Here is a 26,655-nt window from a genome sequence, read left to right on the forward strand (position 1 = left end):
CCGCTTTAAGCAAACTCGCCCGCACATTCGCTTTTTCTTGGTTCTTGTTCAGTTTTCAAGGTGCTGCCGTTTTCCGGCGACTTGTATAGTTTATTACACTTTCAAAGGTTTGTCAAGTGCTTTTTTTACTTTTTTCGAAAAGTTTTTTTAAGTTAAGCATTTGTTAAACTTGTGTAACAAACTGTATTTAGTATATTAGCAGATTTTACGATAAAATGCAATACCCCTGCGCAAATTTTTTCGCAGGGGTATGAAAAATTTATTCTGTTTCGAACTTAAAGTTTGTTATATGCGGCCTGTTATCCTCGCCCTGCTGTGCTTCGGCAGACAGAACGGCCTGCAATATAATGGCACATTCCAGGCGCTTTTTCTGCAATTTGCAGCCGTATTCATACGGGATGGAAATATCGCCGTTAATAAGGTCGGCATTGGCATGGCAGCCGCCGCTGCAGAAGAACCTTGCCCAGCACTCGCGGCAGGCAGGCTTCGTCATTACGTGGGTATGGCGGAATTTCTGCACCAAATCAGGTTTTACAACACCGGTATCAAGAGTGCCGAGTTTATACTGCTCACGCCCTACAAACTGGTGGCAGGGGTAAATATCGCCTTCCGGAGTAATGGCAAAATATTCATGCCCGGCACCGCAGCCAGCCAACCTTTTGGCAACGCAGGGCCCGTTATCAAGTGCAACATTAAAATGGAAAAAGTCAAACGGGTCGCCTTCATGGCGTTTTTGCAGGTATGCACGCGCCAGTTTATCGTATTCTTCGTACAATACCGGCAAATCTTCTTCGGTAAGTACATACGGCTCATCAGTGCCGACAACCGGTTCTACGGAAATTTCCTTGCCGATTTTGGTCATATCAAGGGTATCTTCGCAAAAATGCGGATTGTAATGGGTATAAGTTCCGCGCAGATAATAGTTTTTGCCATGACGGCTTTCAATAACTTTTTTAAAGCCGCGTACAGCTGCATCATAGCTGCCCGTATGGTTCGGGAACGGACGCATCCTGTCGTGAGTTTCCTTTTTGCCGTCAAGGCTTAATACCAGCATTACGCGGTTATCGTTCAAAAATTTAATGTTTTCATCGTTCAGCAAAGTGCCGTTGGTTGTAAGTGTCAGCTTGATGTTTTTGCCGGTTTCCTGTTCACGGCGGCGCACATAGTTAATAACGTGCTCCACAACCGGCCAGTTCATCAGCGGCTCGCCGCCGAACAAATCAAGTTCCAGATTATGGCGTTTTTTGCTGCCTGTAATGGCAAATTCAACTGCTTTTTCGGCAACTTCTTTGCTCATCAAAGCGCGGCAGCCGCCAAAATCGCCGGTACCGGCAAAACAGTAGCCACAGCGTAGGTTGCAGTCATGCGCAATATGCAGGCATAACGATTTTAAAACCGGAGTTTCGCTGAAAGTAGGCGGCACTTCAAATTCAGGAGAAAAAAGCAGTCCTTCATTTTTCAGTTCCGTCAGTTCTTCAACGGCTTCACGCAGTTCCGCTTCGTCATAGCGGTCTTTCATTGCGCTTATGGCTTCTTCACCGTTTTCGCCGTTAAAAACATCCAGCAAATCGTAAATCAGGTCATCAACCAAATGCACCGCACCGCTGTTAACGTCAAGCACAGCCTTGTAATCGTCAAGGCGCATTTTATGTATCAGCATCAAATTCCACCTTTCAAAGCATAAAACAGCCCCCTGACATGCAGGGAGCTGTAACAGATCTGCTAATTTTTATCCGAACGGATTATTTATGTTCACAAACCTGGTTGCCTACAGTGCAGGAAGTTTTGCATGCAGACTGACAGGAAGCCGGGCATTCGCCGCAGCCGCCGGTTCTTAAAGTTTTGTTGAGCATTGCTTTATTTACGGTAGTGATATGTTTTTTCATCGTTCATTCCTCCAAAATCATTATTTATAATATTGTACCGTGTTTTAACTAAATCCGCAAGCCTTATCAGTAAAAAAACAGGCTGCCGAAAACCACGCTTTTTAAATACCCCAATAAATAGGAGCGTTCCAGTTTGCTTTCAAACTCGCTTTCCATCATGTCGCCCTTAATAATTACGCGCCCGATTTCCATCGGATGGTTTTCCACCCAGTTTTTATCAACGGCGCCGTTTTTGCCAGTAACAGCATAGTTGTAACCGTACTTCTGCGCTGCGGCAATTACTTTTTCGTCATATTTGCCGTTGGGATACGAAAGCAGATGCACATAATACATATCAAATTCCTTTTTTAAAAAGAATTTGGAACTTGAAAGTTCCCACGCAAAATATTTGGGGTCAATATCAGTTAAAATGTTGTGGTTGATTGTATGGGAAGCCAAATCGTTGCCTGCGCGAATCAGCTCCGTAATTTCGTTATGCCCCATATAATTGGGCTTGCCTATTTTAGACTGCACTATAAAAAACGAAGCATTGGCATTATATTTTTTCAGCAGCGGAAAAACATTGGTGTAATTATCCATATAGCCGTCGTCAAAAGTAAGCACAACCGCTTTGCCCATGTCTTTTCCGTTTTTAAAGCCGTCTATCATCTGCTCCATGGAAAGCATGCGGTAGCCGTTATTATGAAGATACTGCAGCTGTTTTTCAAAAGCTTCGGTTTTGATTATTACTTCGGCAGGCCATTCATCGCTGCCGCCAACGGAATGGTATTCCAAAACCGGCACTGCATTTTTGCGGTATTCGCTGTAACCGTCATAAAAAGGCTTCGCAGCCGCTGCCGCAGCAACAACCAGCACCAGCAGAACTATTTTAATCCACTTGCTCTTTATTTTTATCATTAATTTCCAGCCCCAGTTCTTTTGCAATTTGCTGTAATTTTTTCAGCCTGTGGTTAAGGCCGGATTTACTTATTTTACCGTTAGCGGCTTTGGCAAGTTCCGCCAGTGAAGCATCCGGGTTTTCAAGGCGCAGTTCTGCCGTTTCGCGCAGTGCCGCAGGCAGCTTGCCAAAATGCCCCTTCTTTTCCAGATAGCGGATGCTTTCAAGCTGTTCAACCGCAGCCTGCACAACTTTATTCAAATTGGCCGTTTCGCAGTTTACAACGCGGTTAACATTATTGCGCATTTCTTTAACAATACGCACATTTTCAAACTCCATAAGTGCATTATGCGCGCCGATAACCGAAAGAAAGTCAATAATGCTGTTGCCTTCCTTCATGTAAACAATAAAATCATTTTTGCGGTCGGTAATTTTTGCCGGCAGCGAAAAACCATGCATTACCTTTACAATGCTTTTGGCCAGTTCTTCGTTTTCCGTTACCACTTCCAAATGATAATCGCTTGAAGGCTTGCTTACAGACCCGCCTGCCAGAAACACCCCGCGCAGGAATGACCTGCGGCAGCAGGATTTGGCAAGCAGTTTATGCCTTTCCGCAACATCGCTGTAAGGCAAAAGCTGTAATTCATGCAGCGCTTTGCCCGCTTCCTTGGAAGGAATAACCCTGACCTGATAGCGGTTGTTCTTTTTTAAACGGCGCGAGCGCGTAATGACAACTTCCGTCTGCACATTATAATTGCTTTTTAACATTTGCAGCATGCGGCGTGCAAGGGCAGCATTTTCGGTTGAAAAATGGATACCCATATTGCGCCCCTGCAAAATAACGGCGCCGCTTACACGCAAAAGCCCCAAAAGCTCTGCCCTTTCGCAGCATTTTTTAGAAACTTCAAGACGTGACAATTCGTTTTTTACTTCGTTGGAAAATGACATTGCCTTACCCTTTTACACCGATTTATTTTTTAATTTGCGCATACTCTGGCGCATGAAGAAGTAATCGAAAAAGCGGAAGCCCTTGCCGAACAGCCGCAGGCGGTAAATAAGCGAAATAACTGCCTGAGCAAGCTTCTGCGGGTTATGCCTTACCAAATCCTTATTGCTGATAAGGCTCTTGGGCACAACCTTAATGCCGAGGCGTTCAATCTTTTTAATATCTGGCGTAACCGGAATGGAACCTTTTAACTGATACTGCGCAAGCTGCGTTTCCGTAACGTTCTGGTCATTAACGATAACGTAATCCAAAAACTGCGCGCCTGCATGGGTAATAAGCGCCTGTACATGCTCGAAAGCACCGTAGCCGTCTGTTTCACCAGGCTGCGTCATTACATTGCAGACATAAATTTTTACAGCGTCCGACCGCAGCACTGCTTCACGGATTCCTTCCACCATGAGGTTCGGTATTACGCTTGTATAAAGGCTGCCCGGCCCAAGAATCAGCACATCTGCCTTCATAATGGCATCAACAGCGCTGCTTGTGGCCTGCACGTTTGAAGGTTCAATGCCAACGCGGCGTATACGCTTATGTGCTTTTGGTATTTCCGATTCGCCTTCTATTAACGTGCCATCCGTCATTTCCGCTTTCAGGCGGATATCGCTCAGCGTGGAAGGAATTACCTTGCCGCGCACGTTTAAAATCTGGCTTGTTGCTGCAAGGCCTGCTTCCATGCTTCCTTCGGCTTCTGCCATGGCCGCAATAAAAAGGTTGCCGAAGTTGTGCCCTGCCAGCGGCGAACCGTCGTTAAAACGAAACTGCATAATGCGTTCCATCAAAGGCTCACGGTCTGCCAGCGCTACAAGGCAGTTACGCAAATCGCCGGGCGGAATAATGCCCATTTCCTTGCGCAGACGCCCGGAAGAACCGCCGTCATCTGCCACGGTAACAACGGCATTGCAGTTGCTTGTTATATATTTCATGCCGCGCAAAAGAGTGGAAAGCCCAGTGCCGCCGCCAATAACGGTAATGGCAGGACCGCGCCCAAGTTTCCTCTGCGTAAAGATTTTTTCCATTAAAGATGAATTGTTGTCCGGCAGAACTGCTTCCACAACGGAACGGATAACGCGCCTTGTTGCATATATCATGACAAAGCCGCCGATGCACAGGAATAAAAAGCCACCCAGCATGGAAACCGTATTGGAATATTTGCCGGTTGTAAGATAGGCCATGCGGAACATTAATTCTTCAACATAGCCCATGAACTGATAATTAAAAAATAATGCCAGCCCAAGCGCACAGCATAAAACGCCTACTGTAAACAAAAGCAGCCAGCGCTTTAAATTCATGCCAGGGCACAGCCAGCTAATCCAGCCCATAATAGCCTCCTTCAGCGGTTTTTAAGCCTTAAATCGCGGTGGCTTAACAGAACCTTATAGCCCTGCCTGCGCAAAAACGCCGCCAGCTTATTGGCAATATAAACAGAACGGTGCTGGCCGCCGGTGCAGCCGACGCTGATTACAAGCTGGCTTTTGCCTTCCGCCACGTACTGCGGCAAAAGCATTTCCAGCAAATCTTCTTCTTTTGCCAAAAACTGCTGCGTCTGCGGATAATGCTCTATAAACTGCGCAACCTGTTCATCATTGCCGGTTAACATCCGCAGGTCGTCTTCATAAAAAGGGTTCGGCAAAAAACGTACATCAAGCACCATATCGCTGTCAAGCGGCAGGCCATGTTTAAACCCGAAAGACTGCACCGTTACCGACATGGGTTCGCCCGTTCCGCTTACGGAAAACAGCTCGCGGATTTTGTTTTTCAACGCGTCGGCGCGCATATCGGTAGTGTCGATAATATACGTTGCACGGTCTTTGATTTTTTGCAGGCTGCTGCGTTCGTAAGAAATACTTTCGCTTAACGTTCTGCCCTGCCCCAAAGGATGGCGGCGCCTGGTTTCCTTGTACCTTCTTATCAGCACCGCGTCGGAAGCATCCAGAAACAGTACTTCATACGAATAGCCGTTTAAACGCAGTTCGTCCAAAACTTCTGCCAGTTTGTCAAAAAAGCGTCCGCCGCGTATGTCAACAACTATTGCCGTGTTGCGCGGCGCGGATGCCTGCCTGGACAGTTCCGCAAATTTGGTAATCAGCGCCGGCGGCATATTGTCAACGCAAAAATAGTTCATATCCTCAAGCGTGCGGATAGCCTGCGTTTTGCCCGCGCCCGACATACCGGTTATTATTAAAAATTTAGATTCCTCCATTATCATCACCGCCAAAACTTGCTGTGTATCATTTTTATTATACCATACACCTGCAACAAAAAATAAAAATAAAAGGCGCCCTGTCACAAGAGCGCCGGAAATGGAGGCTGATTAAAAAGCGCAAGGGTCGGAAAAATCAACTTTGCTGCCGCCTGCAATTTTCTCAAATACTTCCGCCATGGATTTTTCAAGCATGCCGAGCATTTCTTCAATCTGCTCAGCCGTGCTTGCCAGAGGCGGCATAAAAATAATTACATCGCCGATATTGCGGACAATCAAACCATATTTGCGTGCATTCTGGCAAATGCCGCCGGCAATTAAAAGTGCCGGGTCAAACGGAACTTTGTTTTCCTTATCGCGCATAAGTTCAATGCCAGCCAGCATGCCGCACTGCCTTGCATTGCCAACATACTGCATTTTGCCGAATTTTTCCATATATTTTTCAATAACTGCCATTTTGGGAGGCAAACCTGCAATAACTTTATCTTTGGCAAAAATTTCAAGCCCGGCCAGGCCTGCCGCACACGCCAGCGGGTTGCCGGTATAGGAATGCCCATGGTAAAAAGTTTTGTATTCTTCAGGCTCTCCCAAAAAGGCATTGTAAATTTCATCCGTAACCATGGTTGCGCCTAGCGGCAGGTAACCGCCAGTAATGCCTTTGGACATGCACATTAAATCAGGCAGTACGCCTTCATGTTCGCAGGCAAACATTTTGCCGGTACGCCCAAAGCCAGTTGCAACTTCATCCACAATTAACAGTACGCCGTATTTTTTGGTAAGCTCGCGTACGCCCTTAATATAGCCCTTCGGCTGCATAAGCATGCCCGCGGCAGCCTGCACCAGAGGTTCAATAATCATTGCTGCAACGTGGTTTGCATTTTCTTTTAAATAGGCTTCAAGCTCGTCAAGCAAATATTTTAAAAATTCTTCTTCGGTTTTAAATCCCAGTTTGCTGTGATAAAAAGACGGGCAGGTCATTTTTTTAGTGGCAAACAAAAGCGGCTTGTAAACTTTATGGAACACGTCGATATTACCGACGCTTACGGCGCCTACCGTATCGCCGTGGTAAGAATCGCCAAGATTAATAAACAGCTGTTTTTCGGGCCTGCCTTTAAACTGCCAGTACTGAAAAGCAATTTTAACGGCAGCTTCAACTGCGGTAGAACCGTCATCCGAATAAAAAACTTTATTTAATCCTTCCGGCGTAATCTCCACCAGTTTTTCCGCAAATTCTGCCGAAGGCTGGTTAATAAGCCCCAGCAGTGTGGAATGGGAAATTTTGTCAATCTGCGCTTTAATGGCGTCATCAATTTCCCTGCGGCGGTGCCCGTGAATATTTACCCACAGGCTGGAAATACCGTCATAATAACCGCGCCCTTCGGTATCGTACAATTTTACGCCGTCGCCGCGTTCAATAACAAGCTGCGGATTTTCAACCCAGCCTTTCATTTGCGTAAAAGGATGCCAGATATATTTTTTATCGAGTTCTTCCCATTTATTCATTTTCGCCATCTCCCAAAAGTTTATAAATGCGCTGTAAATCTATGTTTTCCGCGGCAATTTTACCCGCTTCAAGCATATCAGGGCCGGTTAAAAGTTCTTTATTTAAAACCGGCAGCCTGCCCAAAACTGGCAGCCCGGTTAATTTTTCGTAATAATAAAGGTTGCTGTGTTCCAAAACACCGGCATTTTCCTCATCCCAGCCGTTAACAATAAAGCCCAGTACCTTCAAGCCTTCGTGCTGTGCGTAATAAGCGCTTAAAACAGCGTGGTTAACATTGCCCAAAAGCGGTTTAACAACAATTATTACCGGCAGCTTCATATCACAGAAAAAATCTTTTACAAGGTAATTATCCGTCAGCGGTGCGGAAATTCCGCCCACGCCTTCCACAACAGTCAGTTTATGGGAGTTTATCATCTTCGCCGCCGCTTTTTTCATTACGGCAGGCTCTAATTTAACGCCTGCAAGCTTGGAGGCTTCCGCCGGTGCCAACGCCGCTTCCAGAACATAAGGCACAACATCGTCGTGCTGAGCCATTGTAAGCCCCGCACCTTTAATAAGCAGTTCCGCATCTTCCGAAACAAGCCTGCCTTCTGCCGTACGCACGCAGCCGGAGGCCGCCGGTTTAAACACGCCCATATCAAACCCCAAATATTTAAACCCTGCTGCCAGGCAGGAACTTACTACCGTTTTGCCAAATTCCGTATCCGTTGCGGTTATACCGATTGCTTTCATGCCAAAACCTTCTTTCGCTTTACGCATTTAATTCACGCCATATTTTGCCCATAGTTTTTGCGGCCTGCTTAATTTCTGCTTCGGTATGCGCAGCCGTTACCGTTACACGCAGGCGGCTTGTGCCTTCCGGCACCGTCGGCGGGCGTATGCCCGAAACCATAATGCCTGCCTCCAAAAGCGCCGCCATAAACCGCATGGTTTTTTCGCTGCTGCCGGTAAGCACCGGCACTATTGGAGTTACGCCGTCGATTATCTCAAATCCTTCATCATGCAGCAACCTGCGCATTAAGGCCGCATTTTCTTTCAGCCTGCCGACATATTGTTCCGGCTTTTGCCGCAGCAGGCGCAAAGCCGCCAGAGCCGCCGCCGTTACACAGGCAGGCAGTGCAGTAGAAAAAATAAACGGGCGCGATTTATTGATAAGATACTCAATAATTGTTTTACTGGCAGCCACGTACCCGCCTTCCGCCGCCAGCGCTTTGCTTAATGTGCCAACCTGCAAATCAATTGTGCCCGGCATGTTGTAATAAGCCGCCGTGCCGCTGCCGTCCGCACCTATAACGCCAACACCGTGGGCATCGTCAACCATCAGGCAGGCTCCGTATTTTTCTTTCAAGCGCACAAGCTCAGGCAAATTAGCAATATCGCCGTCCATGCTGAAAACGCCGTCCGTAACTATAAAACGCTCGCCAGCGGCAGGAATTTCTTCAAGCAGGCGTTCCAAGCCCTGCATATCGTTATGTTTGTAAACAACAACCTGCGCACGGGCAATGCGGCAGCCATCAATAATGCTGGCATGGTTCAGCTCGTCGCTGAAAACAACATCGCCCGGTTTAACCAAAGCAAACAGTACGCCTAAATTGGTCATATAACCGGTATTAAACACCACTGCGCTTTCGGTGTGTTTAAACTCTGCCAGTTCTTTTTCCAGTTCGCCGGTTTCAAACGCCGCGCCTGTTGTAAGGCGGCTGCCAGTGCTGCCCGTTCCCCAGCGTACCGCTTCTGCCGCAGCCCGCTGTACCTCCGGCGCATGGGTAAGCCCAAGGTAATTATTGCTTGCAAACACAAGATATTCCTTGCCGTTTTCATCTTCGGCGCGTACCGCGGTTTTAAAGCGCAGCCCGTCAACAGTGCGCCTTAACCCTTTGGCATAAGTTTGCTCCAGTTCTTTCTGCAGGCGTTCTGTCAGCATGTCAGCACCTCCCCGGTTTGTATCATCACTACCTGTTCTTCAAGGTAATTAATCAGCTTTTGCATATCCGTACCCGGACGCACAAAAAATACCCTGCCGCCAATACCGCTGCCGCGCTCCTTCATTACAGGTATGCGGCGGTAGCCATAAAGCGGCGAAGCAACATAACCGGTAACATAATATGGGTCATCCGACCAGCACAGTTCCGCAACCATGCCTTCTGCCCCGGCAACCTTGGATGCCAGCACCAGCGCTTCGCGCACATGGTCACCTGTCAGACCGCGCGCCTGCATATATTCATCATAGCCGCGGCTGTTTACGCAGTCCATTTTGCTGGCACGTACGCCGCGCTCGCCCATGCCGTCAATACGCATTCCGCTTTCACAATCAACAACAATGGCACCGCGCATGCTGTCATGCAGGTTTTCAAGCATTTCCAGCCCTTTAAGGGCGGCTTTGGGCTTCACTCCGGCTCGTTCAAGCTCGGCAACTGCCGCCCGGTGCCCTTCCTGCGCCGTTTTTACTGGGCAGGTGCTAAAGCTTAACAGCGGCTTATAAACAATTTCCTGCGGCTTTATTTCTTCCACTTTTAAGCTGATAAAATCCGCGCGTCCGCGTTCATGCTCGCGCGCCCGGTGCAGCATGGTAAGCACGGCATAATCAAGCTGTTCTTCCGGCAAAATGCGCTCCGCGCCGGAAATATGCCTGCCGCCTTCTTCATGCGCTCCGCCCTGTGCCGAACGCATTTTTACACTGTAAAGCATAGCTCTCACCCCTTACAAAACCGGATGCGTTACAGTGCGTCCCAAATCTCTAATCATTACTTTGTCGGCTTCCGGGCTTCTGCCGCCGGTAGTTAAATATCCGCCAACCATAATGCCGTTCAGCCCGCCGTTTAGCGCCAGGCACTGCAAATCGCGCAGGTTAACCTCACGCCCGCCCGCGGTGCGGATAAGCGCTTTCGGCAATATAAAACGGAAAACCGCGTAAGCACGCAGAATTTCCAACGGTTTTAAAGGCTTGTTATTTTCAAACGGAGTTCCCGGAATCGGCGTTAAAAGATTCAACGGCACACTGTCGATGCCAAGGCGTTTCAGTTCAAACGCCATTTCAACACGCTGCTCCGGCGTTTCGTTCAGCCCGAAAATACCGCCGCTGCAAACACGCAGGCCTGCTTTCTGCGCGTTATGGATGGTAAACATTTTATCTTCATAAGTATGGGTACTGCAAATATCGGGAAAATGGCTGGGCGCAGTTTCCAAATTGGAATGATAACGCGTTACGCCGAGCTCTTTCAGTTTAAAGGCCTGCTCCTCTGTTAAAATGCCCAGAGAACAGCAAACTTCAATGCCGACTTCTTCTTTAATGCGTTTCAGCGCTTTGCAGATGTTTTCAAAATCATCGGCCTTGCTTTGCCCTCTGCCGCTTGTAACAATCGAAAACCTTACCGCGCCTGCGGCTTTGGCTTTTTTGGCAGCGTCAACAAATTCCTGCTCGCTCAGCAGCGGATATTCTTTAACACCGGTATGATAATGAGCGGACTGCGCACAAAATTTGCAGTTTTCCGGGCAGCGCCCGCTGCGGCCGTTAATAATAGCGCAGCAGTCGACAGCATTGCCGTTATATTTCTGGCGGATTTTATCTGCCATTGCCAAAAGCAGCATTGTATCGTCATCACTTACATTTATTAATCGTTCTGCCTCGGCTCTGCTTACTTCTCCGCCGTTTAAAACTTTATCAGCCACTTCAATAATAAAATTCATAATAATTTTGCCCTCCGTTTACGTAAACCTTGTTATTTATTTTGGTTAACAACCACATTATACAACGTTAACTATTCTTTGTAAACAGGTTTACCATAAATTTAAAATGGTTTACCGAAGTTTGCGTAAAAAATAAACGGTTCTGCTTTTAAACAGAACCGTTTACATTGAATTATTATTTTTAACCTATATATTCGCTTGCTGCAAGTGCGGCAACAGTACCGTCTGCCGCAGCCGTTGTAAGCTGGCGCACTTTTTTTGTGCGTCCGTCACCGGCGGCAAAAATGCCCGGGCAGCTTGTTTTGCAGTCCTCACCGGCAACAATATAGCCGCCTGCGTCAACCTCAACAACATTTTTAAACATACCGTTCTCCGGCATCTGGCCGATAGCTACAAAAACTCCGTCCACGGCAAGTTCCGATTCTTCGCCGGTAACTTTGTTTTCCAGTTCCAGCCCTTCAAGGCGCTTATCGCCTTTCAGCCCAGTTACAACGGTATCGAGAATGAACTCAATATTTTCAGGTTTATGAACCTTTTCTACCAGCTGTTTTTCGGCACGAAATTCCTGCCTGCGGTGAATAAGGTAAACTTTTTCAGCAAGCTGCGAAAGCACAACCGCATCATCCAGCGCAGTGTTGCCGCCGCCGATAACGGCAACGGTTTTACCTTTATAAAAAGCGCCGTCACACGTTGCGCAAAAAGAAATGCCTCGTCCTACAAATTTTTCCTCACCGGCAACGCCAATCGGCCGCGGGCGCGCACCGGTTGCGATAATAACGGCTTTGGCATCATAATGCCCGTTTGCCGTAAGCACGCGTTTAAAGCCGTCTGCATTTTCAATGCCGGTAACTTTTGCGTACACAAACTCAGCACCAAATTTTACAGCCTGGTCATACAGTGCCGTTGCAAATTCAAAACCGGCAATATTGTCAAAGCCCGGAAAATTCTCCACATGGCTGGTATTAATAATCTGCCCGCCGTGAATGCTCTGTTCCAGCACCTTAACACTGCGCCCGGCACGCCCGGCATAAACGGCAGCCGTCATTCCGGCTGTGCCGCCGCCGATAATAATAATATCCGTCATTTTATCAGCCATAAAAACACCTTATTTCAGCATATCCATAATTACAGGTTTCGGCATTACGCCGCTTACGCTTTTAACTGCTTCTCCGTTTTCAAACACAATAAAAGTAGGCACAACTTCCACGCCGTATTCGGTTGCCAGTGCTTCAGCCTGGTCAATATCAACCTTGCACACCTTAACATCTGCCAGTTCGTCGGCCAGCTGGTCAACAATCGGGCTCATCATACGGCAGGGGCCGCACCAGGTTGCAAAAAAATCTACCAAAACCTTGCCTTTTGCTTCCAATACTTCCTGTTTAAAATTTTCTGCGCTTAAATGTAATGCTACCATTTATATCACTCCTTAAAAAATTATCTTATCTCATGGTTTAATCATAGCATTTTTTGACCTTTTGTTCAAGGAGAAAAGCTGTAAATTAAAGCAAAATTACAAATAATTCACATTTGCAGTAAATAATTTTTATTATAATCGGGCAAAAATAAAACCCCAAAGCCAAAAACTTTGGGGTAATAAGCAAATTACATAGCTTCTTCAACCGGATATACGCTGATTTGGCGTTTATCGCGGCCTTTGCGTTCAAATTTAACGCGGCCTTCAACCATTGCATAAATGGTGTAATCTTTGCCCATGCCTACATTGTGGCCGGGATAGAAACGGGTACCACGCTGACGAACAATGATGCTGCCTGCGGTAACGAGCTGGCTTTCATGTGCTTTGGTGCCGAGGCGCTGAGAGTTGGAGTCACGTCCGTTGTGGGAGCTGCCGGTACCTTTTTTATGAGCATGTAATTGAAGAATCAGTTCAAACATCGGTATTCACCTCCTGGTGTCTTTCACTTTGACATACTGCGGAAACTGCCGTTCTACACTCTGCAATGCCAGAACCATTGTTTCAAGTATTGCCTGTGTATTGCTGTCCGCCCGGTCAAGTTTTAATGTAAAAATGCCGCTTTCTTCATCAACTGTGTACTGCGGCTTAAGTTTTAAATAACGCTCCAAACCGATAAGCGGAGCCTGAGTCAGTACGGAAACCGAATTGCAGACAAGGTCGTAACCGTCCTTCTCTGCCGCTCCGGCATGCCCTGCTACCTCATAGGAAGTAATATTTCCGTTTTTATCACGGTAAATACTGACTTTAACCATTATGCTTCAATTTTGGAGATTTCTACTTTAGTAAACGGCTGACGGTGGCCCTGGCGTTTACGGTAGTTGGATTTAGCTTTGTATTTGAAAACGAGGATTTTTTCGCCTTTGCCCTGTTCTACAACTTTAGCAGTAACTTTTGCGCCTTCAACTACAGGCTGGCCGATTTTAACATCAGCGTCGTTAACTACGGTAAGAACTTCGTCAAATACTACTTCGCTGCCGGCTTCTGCATTCAGTTTTTCAACGTTCAATACATCGCCTTCAGCAACACGGTACTGTTTACCGCCGGTTTTAATAACTGCGTACATTTATTTGCACCTCCCTTGTTATATACTCGCCAAATACGGTACTCCATCCGGAGTTTACGGAACCTCTCTGCGCGGTTGGGGACAGACTCAATCAGTCTATACTGGAATAATTTACCACACCGGGCGTTATTTGTCAACACCGGTGTTGTCCAAAAGTGAAAAAGTTTCAAGCTGCAAACGCGGCTCTGCCGTTACGGCAAGCGTGCAGTTCAGTTCTTTTTCCCACTGGCGTATAACTTTATGGTTCAGCCATTCGGCAAGCCACGGGCTGACCATAATTAAAATGCTGCGCGGCGCACATGGCTTGGCCAGAAGCGTACGCAGGCGGCGTTTTATTTCAAGCCCTACCGTTTCCTGCGACTGCACCCTGCCGCTGCCCTGGCAGACCGGGCACGGCGCATAAAGCACTGCCGACAAGTTCTGACGGGCTTTTTTGCGGGTTATTTCCACAAGGTTAAGTACCGTCATATCCTGCACGCAGGGTTTCATTTTATCGGCGCGCAGCGCCTGCTGCAAACGTTCCATTATTTCTTCGCGGTATTCTTTTTTATCCATGTCGATAAAATCTACCACAATAATGCCGCCAATATCGCGCAGACGCAGCTGGCGAGCTATTTCGTCCGCCGCCTCGCGGTTAATCTGCATTACGGTTTCTGCTAGGTTTTCGCGCCCGCTGAAATGCCCGCTGTTAACATCTATAACAGTCATAGCCTCCGTATAATCTATAACAAGGTAGCCGCCGCTGGGCAAATCAATGCGCCTGTCGCTGATGGAAGCAATATCGTCGCTTAAACGGTAGTATGAAAAAATATCGGTCTGCTTGTCATGCAGCAGCAGTTTGCAGCTTCTGCTTTCGGCAATATTCTGCAAAAGCTCCTGCAAACGCCCGTAAACAGCCGGGCTGTCTACAACAACTTCATCAATACAGGCATTAAGATAGTCGCGCACAATGCGTACGGAAATATCAAGTTCGCGGTGCAGCACCTGCGGTGAACGTGCGAGCTTGGCACGCGCCTGTATAATCTGCCAGTCTGCCATAAGCTGCTGCAAATCAGCACGCAAAACTTCTTCCGGCATACCGGCAGCATTAGTGCGCATAACCGCGCCTGCCGCCCCGTTTGTAACTTCGTCGGCAATTTTCTTCAGGCGGCTGCGTTCGGCACTGTCGGTAATTTTACGCGAAATGCCGGTATAATTTGCTTCCGGCAGCAGCGCTGCATACCTGCCGGCAAGCGATATATCAAGCGTTGCCGTGGGGCCTTTGCTGCCGCGGGCGTCCTTTGTTATTTCAACCAGCACGCGCTGTCCTTCGGTAATGCCTGTTTTGTCGCCCAAATACAAAAAAGCGTTCTTATCAAGTCCAATATCTATAAAAGCCGCCTGTATGCCGCGCACCACATTGCATACACGCCCCAGAAAGATGCTGCCGACAAGCTGCGCACTGTTATTGCGCTCAACAACATATTCCATTAAATGGCCGTTTTCCACAATGCCCATACGGGTTTCTTCCGGGTTAACAGCCGAAATAATTATTTTAGCCGTCATCAGCACCCTCTTTCTTTAATCTTTAATCTTTACGCAGTTAATGCGTTCCGCGCACCACGTCAATACCGGCAGCAGTAAATTTATCTTCCAGTTCTTTAATTACCGGGCAGATTACACGGTTGCCGTTTTCATCTTTGGGCATGGTGCAGTTACTTAAATGCAGTGCGTCCGGCTGCATTTTTATAATGCGTTCAACTTTTTTGTTAATGCCTTCCTGGTTAGGCAGTTTATTTTCGCCGCAGCCGTTGCAGGTAAAAACGGCAGCAGCCTGCAAAGTTTCATCGCCATAGCGTTCAAACGCGCCTGTTTTTTCGTTTAACGCACGCAGGCAGCCGCTGCCCGTGCAGGATGCGCTTACACGCAGGCAGCGCAGTACAGCAATTTTCTTCATTAAGTATTCCTCCATAAAGTTCAAATATCATTCATTTTTTTATTTTGCAGCCGCCGTTTGATATAATCGCTGAAAAGCGCATAAAAAACGGAACACAAAGGCACGCTTATAATCATGCCCATAATGCCGCCAAGCCCTGCGCCTATCATAGCCGCAACAAGCAGCCACAACTCCGGCAGACCGACGGATTTGCCGACAATTCTCGGATAGAGAATATCGCCTTCGATACGCTGCAGTACAAGGAAAAAGATAATGAAAACAATAACTTTTTCCGGCTGCGATATTACTATAAATATGCAGCCTATAACTGCACTGGTTATAGAGCCGATATACGGCACTACCGCAAGGCACGCAACCAATGCGGAAATAACAAAAGCATAAGGTATGCCTAAAATTATCATACCTGCAAAACACATCAGCCCCAACAAGAAAGCCTCCAGAAGCTGCCCGCCGATAAACCCGGAACAAATCCTTTTGGCAAGCGATGCCGCCGCAATAATGTACCTGACGCGTTCAGCACTGCAAAAAGCATAAAGCGCGCGGCGTGATGATACTGCAAGCTGTTTCTTTTCCAGCAGAATATACACCGCAAATACAAAACCCATTACAAGGTTTGCCACCACACCGGCAACGGAAGCCGTAATGCTTAAAGTCTGCGAAAGCAGAGCCGCTTTATTGGCCTGCCAGTAAGCTTCCACGGCAGTCTGCCATTCATAAATTTTGTCCTGAACGTATGCCACGTCTTCAGGAGAAAAATTCCACGCCAAAAGCTGTTCCTGCAAAAAGGCATTAAAATATACAATATCCTGCGGCAGCTTATGGCTTAAAATAACAATGCTTGCATGCAGTTCCGGCAAAACGGCAAAAAGCAGTGCCGTTATTACGCCAAAAATAAGCATAAAGCCTGCAATAAGGCAAACCGGCCCTCTAAACCTGGCAGCACGCTCTTTTAACACACGCATCCATATCTGCTCAAATTTTTCTATAAACACATTTACGGTAAAAGCAATAACGCAGCCCGTAATAAGCGGCATTAAAATACCCAGCGCACTGCCCAGCAGAGATAAGGTTATTTCATAATTCCACAAGGCCCATATAAAAATTATAACGGCAACAAGCTGCTGCCAGATGTTTTTTTGCATAATTTACTCCGTTTCATTTAATAAGCTAATTGTAACATAAAAAACGGCGTCTGCAAAATAAATAACAGTACGTGCATTAAGCCCGATTGTACAAACAGCACATTTGTGGTATAATGCAAATGTTATAGTGCGCCTGTAGCTCAGTGGATAGAGCAGCGGCCTCCGGAGCCGCGTGCGGTGGTTCGATTCCACTCAGGCGTACCAGAATTATAATATTGTAAAAATTCAGCCTGCTTTTGCAAATGCAAAGGCAGGCTGTTTTGTTTTTTATTTAAAACTTCGGCTATTTTAAAAATAGTAATATTATTGCTATTTCTGCAAATTTAATTTATTCAACAGCAGGCATCTTTTTATTTTATTTTTTCCTATTCTTATAATCCTCGTCAATTTTCTTTTTCCAGTCTGCTTTAAGTTGTTTGCCGGTACGCAGGCAGGATACTGCTTCGCTGACTACCGCAAAATTTAGGTTAATACCTTTGGCATCGTTGTTAAAATTTGCAACACGCTCTTTGGCAATCCCCAAATCGTGGCCAACATCAACAGCATCGATATTAGCACCAAAGAACAAAAACTCCCAGCCGCGCTCCTTTTGCTCCTCGATCAAACGTTTAACCTGCACACAGCTGTATTTAGTGCTGGCGTTTTCCATGCCGTCCGTTGTAATAACAAACAGCGTATGCTGCGGCACATCTTCCGCCCGCGCGTATTTGTGGATATTTTTAATATGCTCCACGGTTTCGCCGACAGCATCCAATAAAGCCGTACAGCCGCCAACACAGTAATCATTTTCCGTCAGCAGCGGCACTTTATCAATCTCCACACGGTCATGGATGGTTTGGCTTTCATGATTGAACAACACAGTTGTCACCAGTACTTCGCCCTCTGCCTTTTTCTGCTTTTGCAGCATGCCGTTAAATCCGCCGATAGTATCTACTTCCAAACCTGCCATAGAACCGCTGCGGTCAATAATAAAAACGAGCTCCGTTAAATTTTGTTTCATAATAATAACCTCCAAAATAAAAATATGGCTGTAAACATTTCTGCTTACAACCATATTGTAAATTTTTTGTTGGCTCTTTTGGTCGCCCGCAAAGCGACATTTTATGCACCCAACAAAGGCTGGTCAAAGGCAAACAGAGCAGTATTTATTTCGTATATATCATACTTTTTGTTAATTATGAAAAATTCAATAATCCTGTCAAACACCTGCGATGGAGACAACGCAAACCCTGCTTTTGTCAGCAGTTCTTTCGCTTCGTCAAGCGGCAGCTTAAGCGCTATGGCAAAAGCAATGGCAGTTTGCTTGCTGGGACGGTAATTTTTATCCTTGCGGATTTTATAAAACAACCTGCGGTCAACGTTTGCAAGGTGGTAACATTCGGCATCCGTCATGCCTTTTTCGTCAATTTTGCGCAGAAGCATTTCTGTAAAACTTTCATCTATAAAACTTACAAATTTTTCTAAATCACGTTCTGCATTTCCATACTCACAGCTTTTTTCAGCAACTGCTTTATTAAATAACTTTTTGCTTATTTTTAAAGGCGGCACATTATACAGGCGCGGTACTTCTTCAACAATTTCGCTTTCATCAAGATATGTTTCGATAGCGTCATACAATGAACCGGCAATACGATATGCCTTACGGTCAAAAATAACAATATATACGGCCAGGTCATGCGTGCGTAAAAATTCTTCCGCTGTTTTTACTGCGACTTCCAATGCCTTATCCTTGGGATAGCCGTAGACACCTGATGAAATCAGCGGAAAAGCAATACTCTCACAATTATATTCTACTGCCAATTTCAAACTTTCACGGTAGCAGGAAACAAGTGCTTCTTTTTCACCAACAATGCCGCCCATCCAACGCGGTCCAACAGTATGAATAATATATTTGGCAGGCAGGTTGTAACCTTTGGTTATTTTAGCCTGACCGGTTTTGCATCCGTTCAGCTTCCGGCACTCTTCCAAAAGCTGTGGTCCTGCCGCTTTGTGGATATCGCCGTCCACACCGCCGCCACCAAGCAAACTATTGTTGGCAGCATTAACAATGGCATCAACTTTCATTTTAGTAATATTAGCAGCAATAATTTGTAATGGCATCATAAAACCTCTTTTGCAATCTTTTTTATTATTATACCAAAATTTAAATCTTCCTGAGATAAAAACAGACCTTTTCATAATAGAAAAGGTCTGTTACTTCATTCCACCGCCAAAGGCATTTTATTTTCTGTTGCCCATTGAGTCCACGATTTTTGCAGTTTTGGGTTTTCTTTTGCATAGCGGTAAAAGGATTTTAAAAAGGCAATACGTTCATTAACTGCCGTTTGGCGCCATTGCGGTTTATTAGGATTATAAGCCGTTAAATTAATGCCGCCAATGGCAAACTGACGCATAATAATATCGTTAAAGCTGACTTTATCAGCATTTTTCAACATATCAGCCATTGCCATAAATGTAGTAGTACGCCCTTTGCCTGCAAAGCAGTGAAAATGCAGCCATGCACCTTGCGGCAAATTTTTATAAAACCGGATAAAACGGTCTACTTCGGCATGGTGCGGCGTTAAATGGTCGGTTAAAGTAAGTCGCAGATATTTTGTACCGTGCTTTTTCGCCATAGCCTGTTCAGTAATTGCGCTTTCTACCGGCCATGTATATTGCCTGCCTTGTATAATTTCCTTATTCGCGCCTAAAATTCCAATATTAATAAACGGCACAGCGGCAATTTCCGCAAGCAGTTTTTTCTCATTCCTCACAATCTCGTTATGGGCGCGGCCTTTGTTACCCCAGTCATTGGCTTTATACCAGCTTACAACACTTCCGTTAATATAACCGTGGCTTTCACCGCGCAGGTCAACATCATAAATCAGTTCCGGCTTAACCGGTATATGCTTAATAATTTCTGCATATTCCAGTTCCGAAAAAGCTTTGCTGCCGGAAATATTCAGTTCTTCCATACCTATTCTTGAAGGCTCTGCTCCCTGCAAAAGCTCTTTTTCAAAAGCATATCCGGAAGTACGGAAATTATCAGGCAGCAAATCGATATTTTTACGGTCCAGTTTTAAAACACCATGTTCATTATCAGTGACCGTTGCCGCATATGCAGTTGCAGTAAAACAAAGCACCATCAACAACAGTAAAAACTTAGCAATTTTCATATCAGCCACCAGTTAACCATGTACAACAACTTCCAGCCTGCCTGTATCTGGGCAGAATAAAAGTCCATGCACAATAATATCCTGCGGCAAAAGCGGGTTATTTTTAATTGCTGCCACTGTTTTTTCCACATTCTCCCTTGGATGATGAAATGCATCAACCCACCTGGAAAATTCACTTTCAATTTCCGTAATCGCTTCCGGTTTTATACCGCGTTCCAGCATACGTTTTTTTAACGATTCGGATGTTGAATGCTGCATGCCGCAGTCTTCATGGCCAACAACCATTATTTCCGTTACGCCAAGTTCATACACAGCTACCATTAAACTGCGTATAACTTCATCAAACGGGCCTGTAATCATATTGCCTGCTGCTTTAATAACCTTTGCTTCGCCGCGCGATATGCCCATGGCAGGTTCCAGAAAATCTACCAGACGCGTATCCATGCAGGTATAAATTGCAAGCTGCCTTGCAGGATATTTGCTTACTTTGTCATTGCGGTGCAGATAGCTTTCCGGTAATGATGCCGTAAATTTATCGTTTTCTTCCAAAATTTGTTCCAGCAATGCCATAATATTGCCTTCTTCCATTAATATTCGTCAAAAATTTCTTGTATTTTTTTTGTGTCTTTTGTACATGTAAGCGCAAGCTGCAATAAAATGCGCGCTTTTTGCGGATTTAAATTGCCTCCACAGATAAAGCCCGCCTCATCCCATTTAGGGTTAGCCGCTAAAACGCGCCCTTCACTGACGCGGGTACTGCGTACAACAGCAATGCCATGAGCCGCTGCCCGCATAAGCGCCTGCTCTGCACCGGCGTGGATACTGCCCATGCCGCTTCCAGCATAAACAAGCCCCTGCGCACCGGCTTTTACAGCCGCTTCTATCAGTACGCCGTCATCATCACAGTGCGTATAAATAATATCTACCCGCGGTAAAATGTCATAATTTTTACCGGCAAAAGCAGATTGCTCTGTATGGCGTTTTTTCACCTGTGCTTCAAAATAAACTTTGCCGCCAGCTATTGTGCCAAGCTGTCCATATGGCTGTGCCTGAAAAGCCTCTACTTTAAAAGCACTGGTTTTTGTAGCATAACGCGCCGCCATAATAATATCATTCATTACTATCATTACGCCCTGCCCGTCAGCTTCACGGCAGGCCGCTGTTTTTACAGCATTAAGCAAATCCAAAGGCCCGTCCGCGCTGATAGCTGTTGCCGGACGCATAGCGCCTGTAAGAACGAGCGGCTTGCTGCCTTTAACAGTAAGATTTAAAAAATAGGCAGTTTCTTCCAGTGTATCCGTTCCATGTGTAATTACAATTCCGTCTACACTTTCATCTGCCATCAGCTCATTGCAGCGCGCAGCAAGTTTAAACCATAAATCGCTTGTTATATTGCAGCTGTCAATATTCGCAAGCTGCTCGCTGCTTACCGCTGCAATTTCCGCAAGCTGCGGCACGGCATCAATCAGGCTTTGTACGCTTAACGCCCCGGCGGTATAGCCGGTAAGTTTGCCGGCGCTTGCCGCACTGCCGGCAATAGTGCCTCCTGTAGCCAAAATTTTAATATGAGGCCAGCCTTGTTTATGCTGCATTTTGTACCTGCCTTTCTTCAACAAAAGTATTTATGCGCAGTCCAACATTCTGCTGCAAATTGCGGTAAAAAAACTGATAATCATATAAATGGTAAATACCATCGGTAAAAATGGACAGCACCGGCGGATACTGCTTTTTATCAATGTCTGTAACTTTCAGTACGCCGCGTTCCGTATCTATGCAGCACCCTGTAAGCTGCGGCACTTCGCGCTTAATGCTGCCGCTGTAATCGGTAAAACATACGCCTGAGTTCAGCGCTTTATCAGCCATTGTGCCGTCCGTACGCCAGTTAAGAGGATTAATGCAGAAACTTTTTTCGCCATGCGGCACCATCAGTGAAGATGTAACCTCCGGCGCTTCGCTGTTAAACATAATCACCGTACCCAAATCATCAGCACTCTGTGCCGGGCGGATATACTGATACTGCTTCGCCTCCTGCGGAGTAAAACGCCAGCCAATAGCATAGCAGGCAACCATATTATTTTTAACAAAATCCGTGTTGCCAAATTCTTTTAAAAGCCGCAGGCACATTTCCGCCCCCTGCGAAAACCCTGCAAGCACAAACGGCCTGCCGTTGTTTTCGTGCTGCATATAATATACAAAGGCCGCATGTACATCTTTATAGGCAAGGTTAAAATAAGGCTCTGCCTCGTTTGCAGGCAAATCATAATCTGCCAGCACTGCCTGCCGGTAATACGGTGCATACATACGGCAATGCTGCTCATAAATGCCGCGCTCCATATTAAGTGCGCCGTAAAAATTCTTTTTCGCTTCGTTATCGGCAAGGCTCATATTTTTATTGCCGCCCGTACCAAGGTCAACGGTAGGGCACACAATAAATAAATCAGACGGCTTGTTTTCGCCAACACGCCAGTACGCCCAGCTGCCCGTGTCTGCATAATCAGGTTCCTGCGCCGATGCCAGGCTGCAAAACGCAGCCAGCACCAGCAGCAGCATTATTTTCATCAGCTTGTTCATTTGGCATCACTGTTTAAATAATCGTAAGCAAACTGCGCATAAATACCGGCGCCGTATTTTAACTGGTCCTCATCTACCGCAAATTTGGGGTGGTGATGCACGCAGTTCAGCCCTTTGGCAAGGTTGCGCACGCCGATAAAGCCATACACGCCTTTGGTTTTTTCCATAAATACGGAGAAATCTTCTGCGCCAGTCATTTTATCCAAATGGCTCAGGCAGCCTTCGCCCATAATTTTTACGGCTGCCTTCCGGGCAATTCCGTTTAAATCATGGTGTTCGTTAATAAGCGGCGCAGGGCCGAAGAAATAGGTGCTGCTAACTTCGCAGCCATATGTAAGCGCGGCTTTTTTGGCAATATCATCGATAAGCTGCGGCATGCCTTTGCGGAATTCTTTGTTAAAAGTTCTTACGGTGCCGACAAGCTCTGTTTTAGCGGCAATGACGGCATCACCGCTGCCGCCGTTCATCATGCCGGTTGTTACAACAAGAGTGTTTTCCGGGTTGTTAACACGGCTTACAAGGCTTTGCAGTGCCATAACAACGGCTGCCGCTGCAAGTACGGCATCGCTGCCCTGCTGCGGCTTGTCTGCCGGTGCTTCTTTGCCGGTTACGGTAATGGTAAAGCGGTCGCTGCAAGCCATACGCTCGCCATCTTCAAAATTTACTTTGCCGCTGTCCATCAAAGCCCATACATGCTGCCCAAAAACGGCGTCCACATCGTCAAGGCAGCCCTTTTCAACATAATGGCGCGATTCTGTCCCAATTTCTTCCGCCATCTGGAATAAAAGTTTTACCGTTCCGCGCAGCTTATTTTTATTCGCCGCCAGCATTTTACCGGCAGCCAGCAGCATTGCCGTATGGCAGTCGTGCCCGCAGGCATGCATAACGCCATCGTTCTGCGAGCAGAAGCCGCAGTCGTTTTCTTCCTGTATCGGCAGCGCGTCGATATCTGCGCGCAGCATTACCGTGCGTCCGGGCTGCTTTCCGCGGATAATGCCGACGCAGCCGGTAATATCGTCAAAAACCTGCACTTCAATGCCGAAGGATTTCAGTTCGTTTACAATATGTTCCGTTGTTTTATATTCTTTGGTGCCAAGTTCCGGATGGGCATGCAGCCAGCGGCGCTGCTCTAAAATATAGCTTTCTTCTTTTAAGGCAAGTTCTTTAAAGTTCATCATGCCTCACCTCCGTTTTTCTGCACTTGGCCGAATTCAACTTCTGCCGTACAGCCAAATGCTGCGGCTGTGCTTTGGGCAATTGCCGTAAGGCCGGGCTGCGCGGCTTTAAGGTTTTCTTCATCCCCGGCATATAAATAAGCCGTCATTTTTACTAAATCGGTAATAATGTTAAACTGCGTGCCGCCGTTAACGCCGCTTACTGTAAACACCAGCGGCTTAAGCGGATTGTTTAAACGGCTTACAAGAGCCTGCGCGTTTAAAATAAAAGACGATGCCGCCACAATAGCGTCTTTGCCTAAATGCGGCGTAGAGCCATGCGCGGAACTGCCATGAACGGAAATATTAATTTTAGAATAGTACATAGCCTTACTCCTTATAAAAGCGGCTGCCCTTTAAGCAGCCGCTGTATTTGCGTTTAAATTATCAGTTAAGGAAAATGCCGCCGCCCGGGCCAAGAGGAATATCAAGGAAAATCCATACCAGAAGCTGGATAATCCAGATAACCGTAAAAGTAACGGAAAACGGCACCATGTTGGCGATAACGGAACCAAGCCCCATTTCCGGCGCGTACCTGCGTACAAAGCCCAAAATAACCGGGCAGTACGGGAACAGCGGCGACAGCGGGTTCGTAATGGAATCGCCTATGCGGTAAGAAACCTGCGTAACGGCAGGGTCAAATCCCATCAGCATCAGCATCGGCACAAAAATCGGCGCCAGAATTGCCCATTTTGCGGAAGCAGAACCGATAAGAATGTTAACAAGGCACGATACAAAAATAAGGCCTATCAGAAGCGGCGCACCGGTAAATTCCATTGCCTTTAAAGCTTCCGCGCCTTTAATTGCCATTACAATGCCCAAATTGCTCCATGCAAAATAGCTGGTAAACTGAGCGATAAAAAAGCACATAAAAATGTAACCGGCCATATCTTTAAAGCCAAGAGTTATATCGGCAAACAAATCGCGGTCATTTTTGTATTTGCCGCAGCCAAAGCCATAGCAGGCACCAACAACAAACAGCGCAACGGTAACCGTTAAAATAATGCCGTTCATAAACGGAGAACCGTTAGTCATAACGGAATGTGTTTTGGGATCTGCCAGAAGCGGGTCATCACCTATGCAGGCGGCAACAAGCGCAATTACAAAAATTACAAGTCCGATAACAGCCCATTTTAAGCCGCGCTTCTGTGCCTCGGTAATCTGCCCTTCCGATTCGTCAAAATTATATTTTAATAAATCTTCTTTGGTTGTCGGGAAACGTTTTACCAGGAATTTTTCCGTCAGCAGCGTACCAAAAACAGCAAGCAAAATACAGGATACAATTAAAAAATACCAGTTAATGGCCATAGTTGCCTGATAGTTAGGGTCAATCATGCGTGCCGCGCTTTCGGTAAAGCCGTAAGCCAGAGCGTCCGTCATGCCAAGCATAATATTGGCACTAAAACCGCCTGCGCAGCCGGCGTAGGCAACAATCATGCCCAAAACAGGGCTGCGCCCCATGCCCATATAAATAACTGCTGCCAGCGGCGGCATAACAATATAACCGGCGTCGCCCGCAAGGTTAGCGTTAATTGCAACAAAAAGAATGGCAAACGTTACCATCCACGATTTGGCATCGCCCATAACCTGTTTCATCATGGTTACAAGGAACCCGCTCTTTTCTGCAACAGCTGCGCCGATAATGCATACCATTACCATGCCCAGCGGCGCAAAATTTGAATAGTTGGCAACGGCCTTGCTGTACATATCACGGAAACCATCTTTAGTTAAAAGATTTACCACCTGAATGGTTTTGCCGGTACCAGGATGCACAGCACCATAACCAATGCTTCCCAAAACAGCAGAAAGAATTACAACCACAACAGCCAGAATAATGAACAGGCTGACAGGGTCCGGCATGGCATTGCCGATTTTTTCAATAAAGTCCATCGCTTTATCGAAGAAACCTTTTTGTTTTACTTCTGCTTTTGCCATAAAATCACTTCCTCACCTTTCAAAATATTAAAAAAGAAGGGACTCCACCAATTTGTGAAGTCCCCGTTGACTAAATTTATTATAACATTTCAGCCTGCTAAAATAAATAGATTTTAATTTTATTTTTAAGGTTCGGAGGCGTTATTTTATATCAACTGCCAAAATATCGCTCAAGCCGTCCAGCGGAATGGCAAAAGTTACAACGCCAGCTGCATAAGGAGCAACTTCATAAGGCGGGTAGGCAATTATAAGATTTTTGCCGTCCTGAATATAAAAACGGTCGCCGTCTTTTACTTCTACCGGCCCGAAGAACATTCTGGAGTCTTCAGCTACTTTGGCTGCAACAACTTTATTGATGCGTTCCAGATAGTTGCTGCCGTTTTTAAATAAATCAGCCAGTTCAAGCTCCCTGCCGGTGTTTAAATCAAACGTTGCCGCATTAAAAAGCGTCATGCCGTGAGCGCCGCCGGTATAAATGTAACCGCGCTGCTCAACGCTTAAATAATTATCGCCTTTAAAATGCACGGTATACTGCCCCTGCAAGTCGTAGCTGGGCACGCTGGTGCCGCCGTACTGTTTTACATCTTCAAGGTCGCAGCGCAGTTTAAAATTAACAAAACCGGCCACGTCTTCAACAAATTCACGCGCATCTTCGCTGCCGTCTTTGGCTTTAAAGGTTTTATCGTAAGCAGTACGCATAACGTCATCGTTTCTCATGCTTAAAGGCAGGGCTGTATAAAGCTGCTTTAAAACATAAAAATTTAAAGTGTTGTTAATTTTATTATCGGCAAATTTGCCGCCTGCTGCGCCTTTAATTTGCGGAACGTCAATCTTTACGCTGCCTTCGTGTACGTCAAATGTTTTTACAGCCGGTGCCGCAAATGCCGCCGAACATACCGACAGGCACAATGCCGCTGCTGCCAGAGTTTTTGCGATTTTCATAAAAACCCTCCTTTTGGTTTGTTGTTAGGTTAATTATAGCATAAATACCTTTCAACAAAAGCA

29 protein-coding genes and 1 tRNA gene are annotated in these 26,655 nt (G+C 46.3%); 1 reads left to right on the forward strand and 29 read right to left on the reverse strand.

Annotated features, from left to right (window positions below):
• Nucleotides 1-259: 259 nt before the first annotated feature.
• The 19 genes from scfB to M3079_RS09050 form a co-directional block, all read right to left on the reverse strand.
• Nucleotides 260-1,660, reverse strand: coding sequence for a thioether cross-link-forming SCIFF peptide maturase (gene scfB / locus M3079_RS08960; RefSeq protein ID WP_249078836.1), 1,401 nt, complete (start codon nucleotides 1,658-1,660; stop codon nucleotides 260-262).
• Nucleotides 1,661-1,742: 82 nt separating this feature from the next.
• Entirely contained in the window at nucleotides 1,743-1,886 is a 144-nt protein-coding gene (scfA, locus tag M3079_RS08965) for a six-cysteine ranthipeptide SCIFF (RefSeq protein WP_021715452.1), read from the reverse strand.
• 66 nt (nucleotides 1,887-1,952) lie between these two features.
• Nucleotides 1,953-2,783: a polysaccharide deacetylase family protein gene (locus M3079_RS08970; protein WP_249078838.1), complete on the reverse strand. Its 831-nt coding sequence runs from the start codon at nucleotides 2,781-2,783 to the stop codon at nucleotides 1,953-1,955.
• Nucleotides 2,755-3,711 carry a DNA-binding protein WhiA gene (whiA, locus tag M3079_RS08975; RefSeq protein WP_021715454.1) on the reverse strand — a complete coding sequence of 319 codons (957 nt, stop codon included), beginning with the start codon at nucleotides 3,709-3,711 and terminating at the stop codon, nucleotides 2,755-2,757. Before whiA ends, M3079_RS08970 begins: the two co-directional genes overlap by 29 nt.
• 12 nt (nucleotides 3,712-3,723) lie before the next feature.
• Entirely contained in the window at nucleotides 3,724-5,088 is a 1,365-nt protein-coding gene (locus M3079_RS08980; RefSeq protein WP_249078840.1) for a YvcK family protein, read from the reverse strand.
• A gap of 11 nt (nucleotides 5,089-5,099) precedes the next feature.
• Nucleotides 5,100-5,969 carry an RNase adapter RapZ gene (gene rapZ, locus M3079_RS08985; RefSeq protein WP_249078842.1) on the reverse strand — a complete coding sequence of 290 codons (870 nt, stop codon included), beginning with the start codon at nucleotides 5,967-5,969 and terminating at the stop codon, nucleotides 5,100-5,102.
• A 111-nt stretch (nucleotides 5,970-6,080) separates the two neighbouring features.
• Nucleotides 6,081-7,472, reverse strand: coding sequence for an adenosylmethionine--8-amino-7-oxononanoate transaminase (gene bioA / locus M3079_RS08990; protein WP_249078844.1), 1,392 nt, complete (start codon nucleotides 7,470-7,472; stop codon nucleotides 6,081-6,083).
• On the reverse strand, nucleotides 7,465-8,232 hold the full coding sequence (gene bioD, locus M3079_RS08995) for a dethiobiotin synthase (protein WP_249078846.1): 768 nt from the start codon (nucleotides 8,230-8,232) through the stop codon (nucleotides 7,465-7,467). The genes bioA and bioD overlap by 8 nt, the downstream gene beginning before the upstream one ends.
• Entirely contained in the window at nucleotides 8,225-9,397 is a 1,173-nt protein-coding gene (gene bioF, locus M3079_RS09000; protein WP_249078848.1) for an 8-amino-7-oxononanoate synthase, read from the reverse strand. Before bioF ends, bioD begins: the two co-directional genes overlap by 8 nt.
• Complete coding sequence (locus M3079_RS09005; protein WP_249078850.1) at nucleotides 9,391-10,161, reverse strand: 6-carboxyhexanoate--CoA ligase; 771 nt, start codon at nucleotides 10,159-10,161, stop codon at nucleotides 9,391-9,393. The genes bioF and M3079_RS09005 overlap by 7 nt, the downstream gene beginning before the upstream one ends.
• A 12-nt stretch (nucleotides 10,162-10,173) precedes the next feature.
• Nucleotides 10,174-11,160, reverse strand: a complete 987-nt coding sequence (gene bioB, locus M3079_RS09010) for a biotin synthase BioB (RefSeq protein WP_249078851.1) — start codon at nucleotides 11,158-11,160, stop codon at nucleotides 10,174-10,176.
• A 181-nt stretch (nucleotides 11,161-11,341) separates the two neighbouring features.
• On the reverse strand, nucleotides 11,342-12,256 hold the full coding sequence (gene trxB, locus M3079_RS09015; protein WP_249078854.1) for a thioredoxin-disulfide reductase: 915 nt from the start codon (nucleotides 12,254-12,256) through the stop codon (nucleotides 11,342-11,344).
• 9 nt (nucleotides 12,257-12,265) lie between these two features.
• A complete protein-coding gene (gene trxA, locus M3079_RS09020) occupies nucleotides 12,266-12,574 on the reverse strand; it encodes a thioredoxin (protein WP_249078856.1) in 309 nt (102 codons plus the stop codon).
• A 188-nt stretch (nucleotides 12,575-12,762) separates the two neighbouring features.
• Nucleotides 12,763-13,053 (reverse strand): 50S ribosomal protein L27, encoded by a 291-nt coding sequence (gene rpmA, locus M3079_RS09025; RefSeq protein ID WP_021715997.1) that lies wholly within the window; start codon nucleotides 13,051-13,053, stop codon nucleotides 12,763-12,765.
• A 6-nt stretch (nucleotides 13,054-13,059) separates the two neighbouring features.
• Nucleotides 13,060-13,386 carry a ribosomal-processing cysteine protease Prp gene (locus tag M3079_RS09030; RefSeq protein ID WP_249078857.1) on the reverse strand — a complete coding sequence of 109 codons (327 nt, stop codon included), beginning with the start codon at nucleotides 13,384-13,386 and terminating at the stop codon, nucleotides 13,060-13,062.
• Nucleotides 13,386-13,697, reverse strand: a complete 312-nt coding sequence (rplU, locus tag M3079_RS09035; RefSeq protein ID WP_021715995.1) for a 50S ribosomal protein L21 — start codon at nucleotides 13,695-13,697, stop codon at nucleotides 13,386-13,388. The genes M3079_RS09030 and rplU overlap by 1 nt, the downstream gene beginning before the upstream one ends.
• Nucleotides 13,698-13,823: 126 nt before the next feature.
• Nucleotides 13,824-15,242 carry an Rne/Rng family ribonuclease gene (locus M3079_RS09040; protein WP_249078859.1) on the reverse strand — a complete coding sequence of 473 codons (1,419 nt, stop codon included), beginning with the start codon at nucleotides 15,240-15,242 and terminating at the stop codon, nucleotides 13,824-13,826.
• A 37-nt stretch (nucleotides 15,243-15,279) separates the two neighbouring features.
• A complete protein-coding gene (locus M3079_RS09045; RefSeq protein WP_021715993.1) occupies nucleotides 15,280-15,633 on the reverse strand; it encodes a CGGC domain-containing protein in 354 nt (117 codons plus the stop codon).
• Nucleotides 15,634-15,653: 20 nt separating this feature from the next.
• Nucleotides 15,654-16,775 (reverse strand): AI-2E family transporter, encoded by a 1,122-nt coding sequence (locus M3079_RS09050; protein ID WP_249078861.1) that lies wholly within the window; start codon nucleotides 16,773-16,775, stop codon nucleotides 15,654-15,656.
• Between the two features lie 129 nt (nucleotides 16,776-16,904).
• On the opposite strand from M3079_RS09050, the gene M3079_RS09055 reads away from it, so the two are divergent.
• Nucleotides 16,905-16,979, forward strand: a tRNA-Arg gene (locus tag M3079_RS09055).
• Nucleotides 16,980-17,130: 151 nt separating this feature from the next.
• On the opposite strand, the gene M3079_RS09060 is transcribed toward M3079_RS09055, so the two are convergent.
• From M3079_RS09060 to M3079_RS09105, 10 genes are all read right to left on the reverse strand, one after another.
• The gene (locus tag M3079_RS09060) at nucleotides 17,131-17,775 is read right to left on the reverse strand and encodes a vWA domain-containing protein (protein ID WP_021715986.1); all 645 of its coding nucleotides are present in this window, start codon (nucleotides 17,773-17,775) and stop codon (nucleotides 17,131-17,133) included.
• 101 nt (nucleotides 17,776-17,876) lie between these two features.
• Nucleotides 17,877-18,875 (reverse strand): O-acetyl-ADP-ribose deacetylase, encoded by a 999-nt coding sequence (locus M3079_RS09065; RefSeq protein WP_349293393.1) that lies wholly within the window; start codon nucleotides 18,873-18,875, stop codon nucleotides 17,877-17,879.
• A 98-nt stretch (nucleotides 18,876-18,973) separates the two neighbouring features.
• The gene (locus tag M3079_RS09070; RefSeq protein ID WP_249078865.1) at nucleotides 18,974-19,930 is read right to left on the reverse strand and encodes a hypothetical protein; all 957 of its coding nucleotides are present in this window, start codon (nucleotides 19,928-19,930) and stop codon (nucleotides 18,974-18,976) included.
• A gap of 12 nt (nucleotides 19,931-19,942) precedes the next feature.
• The gene (locus tag M3079_RS09075; protein WP_249078867.1) at nucleotides 19,943-20,500 is read right to left on the reverse strand and encodes a carbonic anhydrase; all 558 of its coding nucleotides are present in this window, start codon (nucleotides 20,498-20,500) and stop codon (nucleotides 19,943-19,945) included.
• Between the two features lie 17 nt (nucleotides 20,501-20,517).
• The gene (locus M3079_RS09080; protein WP_249078868.1) at nucleotides 20,518-21,522 is read right to left on the reverse strand and encodes an asparaginase; all 1,005 of its coding nucleotides are present in this window, start codon (nucleotides 21,520-21,522) and stop codon (nucleotides 20,518-20,520) included.
• Nucleotides 21,512-22,501 carry a DUF3089 domain-containing protein gene (locus tag M3079_RS09085; RefSeq protein ID WP_249078870.1) on the reverse strand — a complete coding sequence of 330 codons (990 nt, stop codon included), beginning with the start codon at nucleotides 22,499-22,501 and terminating at the stop codon, nucleotides 21,512-21,514. The genes M3079_RS09080 and M3079_RS09085 overlap by 11 nt, the downstream gene beginning before the upstream one ends.
• Nucleotides 22,498-23,679 carry an amidohydrolase gene (locus M3079_RS09090; protein WP_249078872.1) on the reverse strand — a complete coding sequence of 394 codons (1,182 nt, stop codon included), beginning with the start codon at nucleotides 23,677-23,679 and terminating at the stop codon, nucleotides 22,498-22,500. Before M3079_RS09090 ends, M3079_RS09085 begins: the two co-directional genes overlap by 4 nt.
• On the reverse strand, nucleotides 23,676-24,041 hold the full coding sequence (locus M3079_RS09095; RefSeq protein ID WP_249078875.1) for a peptidase dimerization domain-containing protein: 366 nt from the start codon (nucleotides 24,039-24,041) through the stop codon (nucleotides 23,676-23,678). The genes M3079_RS09090 and M3079_RS09095 overlap by 4 nt, the downstream gene beginning before the upstream one ends.
• 61 nt (nucleotides 24,042-24,102) lie before the next feature.
• Entirely contained in the window at nucleotides 24,103-25,650 is a 1,548-nt protein-coding gene (locus tag M3079_RS09100; RefSeq protein ID WP_249078876.1) for an AbgT family transporter, read from the reverse strand.
• Nucleotides 25,651-25,791: 141 nt separating this feature from the next.
• A complete protein-coding gene (locus M3079_RS09105; protein WP_249078877.1) occupies nucleotides 25,792-26,592 on the reverse strand; it encodes a DUF3298 and DUF4163 domain-containing protein in 801 nt (266 codons plus the stop codon).
• Nucleotides 26,593-26,655: the final 63 nt, after the last annotated feature.

Source organism: Phascolarctobacterium sp. ET69, assembly GCF_023336935.1.
Taxonomy (GTDB): Bacteria; Bacillota; Negativicutes; order Acidaminococcales; family Acidaminococcaceae; genus Fusicatenibacter_A; species Fusicatenibacter_A intestinipullorum.